Raw genomic sequence first — 2,290 nt, forward strand, 5'->3', positions numbered from 1 at the left:
GCCCGCGCCCCCGCCGCCTCCGTCCGCGCCTCCCCGCCGTCCATGCGACCAGTTTGGCAAGCGGCGACGGCCGTCACATCCCTCGTGGTGGGGACGGGCCGTACATCATCCGCGTACATCTCGGGGATGACGTGCGCGCGGGGTCCCTCCGGTACGGCAGAGGGTTCGCCGTCGTGGGTGACGACCGGGCGCGGGCCCCTCCCTAGCGTCGGGGCCACATGTCAACCACTCTCCTGGGGAGGCTCCGTGGCCACGACCACGACCCCGTCCGACGCCGCGCCCGCCACCGACGCCGCGCCCGTCATCGACATCCGTGAGGTGAGCAGGGCGTACGGCGGTGAAGGGCCGCCGGCGCTCGACGGGGTCTCGCTGCGCGTGCGGGCCGGGGAGGCGGTGAGCGTCATCGGGCCGTCGGGGAGCGGCAAGTCGACGTTGCTCAATCTGATCGCCGGGCTGGACCGGCCGAGTTCGGGGAGCGTCACCGTCGACGGGGTACGGGTGGACCGGCTGGGCGAGGCCGGGTCGGCGCGGTACCGGCGGGCCAAGGTCGGCATGGTCTTCCAGTTCTTCAATCTGCTGGACGACCTGACCGTCGCCGACAACGTCCTGCTGCCCGCCCAGTTGGCCGGCCTGGCCAGGGCCGAGGCTCGTCGGCGTGCCGCGGGCCTGCTGGAGTACCTCCGCATCGACCGGCACGCCGACGCGTATCCCGGCCGGCTGTCCGGCGGTGAACGGCAACGGGTCGCCGTGGCCCGCGCGTTGATGAACCGCCCGGCCCTCCTGCTGGCCGACGAGCCCACGGGCGCGCTCGACACCGCGTCCGGCGACGACGTCCGGGCCCTCCTCACCGAACTCAACGCGGACGGCCAGACGATCGTCCTCGTCACCCACGACCTGCGCCTCGCCGAGTCATGCGCCCGCCGGACGGTGGAGCTGGTCGACGGGCGGGTCGTGCGCGATGTGGTGCGGGACGGCGAGCGGGGCGGTATCGGAGACGGCCTGGAGGGCGTCGTGGAGGGCGGCGGCTCCGGCACGGCGGCGGTGCGGCGGTGAGCGCGCTCGGGCGGGTGGTGCGGGCCGGGGTGGGGCGGCGGCGGGTGCAGACGGTGGTGATGGTGCTCACCACGCTGATGGCCGTCACCGCGTCGGTACTCGCGGTCGGGCTGCTCGTCGCCGCGCGGGCACCCTTCGAGCGGGCCTTCGCCGAGCAGCGCGGCGCGCATCTGACCGGACAGTTCGACGGCGCGAAGGTGACGGCCGCGCGGCTCGCGGAGACCACCGACGCACCCGGTGTGACCGCCACGGCCGGACCCTTCCTGACCCTTTCGGTACGGCCCCGCACCGTCACGGGGTCCGACTTCATGCCGGCCGGGGTGGATCTGCCGCCGCTGACCGTCGTCGGCCGGAAGGACCCGGGCGGACCCGTCGACGAGATCGACCTGATCGAGGGCTCCTGGGCCACCCGGCCGGGCCAGATCGTGCTGGCCGCCGACGGCATCCCCCTACGGCCGGGCGCCCGCCTGACCGTCCCCGACGCCCCGGGCGCCCCGACCCTGACCGTCGTCGGGCTCGCGCGCTCGGTGACCGGCACGGGCGACGCGTGGGTGACACCGGCGCAGGCGGAGGCGCTGGCGGAGACATCGGCGGCGGGGAGCGCGGGGAGCGCGGAGAGCGCGGAGAACACGGAGAGCGGCAACGGCGTCGGCGGTGAGGGCGGTTCGGCGTCGTACGAAATGCTCTACCGCTTCCGTCACGCCGCCACCGACTCCGAAGTGGCCGTCGGTCGTGCCGCGATCGTGGCTGCCGTGCCGGCCGGGGCGATGAGCGGTGCGCGGTCCTACCTGACGGTGAAGCAGGAGGAGACGGCGAACGCGATGGCGTTCGTGCCGTTCCTGGCGGCCTTCGGGGTGCTCGGGCTGTGTCTGTCGGTGCTGGTGATCGGGATCGTGGTCGGTGGGGCCGTCGGGGCGGCCACCCGGCGGATCGGTGTGCTCAAGGCGCTCGGGTTCACACCCGCGCAGGTCGTACGGGCGTATGTGGCGCAGGCGTTGGTGCCTGCGGCGGTCGGCTGCGTCCTCGGGGTGGCGCTCGGCAACGCGCTGGCCGTTCCGGTGCTGGCCGAGGTCGGCGAGGCGTTCGGCGCGCCGGCCGGAGGGATCCCGGTCTGGGTGGACGTGGCGGTGCCCGGCGCCGCGCTCGTACTGGTCGCCGGTGCGGCCGTGGTGCCCGCGCTGCGGGCCGGGCGGCTGCGGACGGCGGAGGCGATCGCGGTCGGGGGCGGGCGTGGGGT

The 2,290-nt window shown here is 75.1% G+C and carries 2 protein-coding genes; both read left to right on the top strand.

The genetic code is table 11. From position 1 onward, the window contains the following. Positions 1–246: 246 nt before the first annotated feature. Entirely contained in the window at positions 247–1,053 is an 807-nt protein-coding gene (locus tag AWZ10_RS38035; RefSeq protein ID WP_060893297.1) for an ABC transporter ATP-binding protein, read from the top strand. Further along, the coding region (locus AWZ10_RS38040; RefSeq protein WP_159058512.1) for an FtsX-like permease family protein at positions 1,050–2,290 on the top strand (1,241 nt) is incomplete at its 3' end. The genes AWZ10_RS38035 and AWZ10_RS38040, both read left to right, overlap by 4 nt.

This window comes from Streptomyces europaeiscabiei, from assembly GCF_001550375.1.
GTDB lineage: Bacteria > Actinomycetota > Actinomycetes > Streptomycetales > Streptomycetaceae > Streptomyces > Streptomyces europaeiscabiei.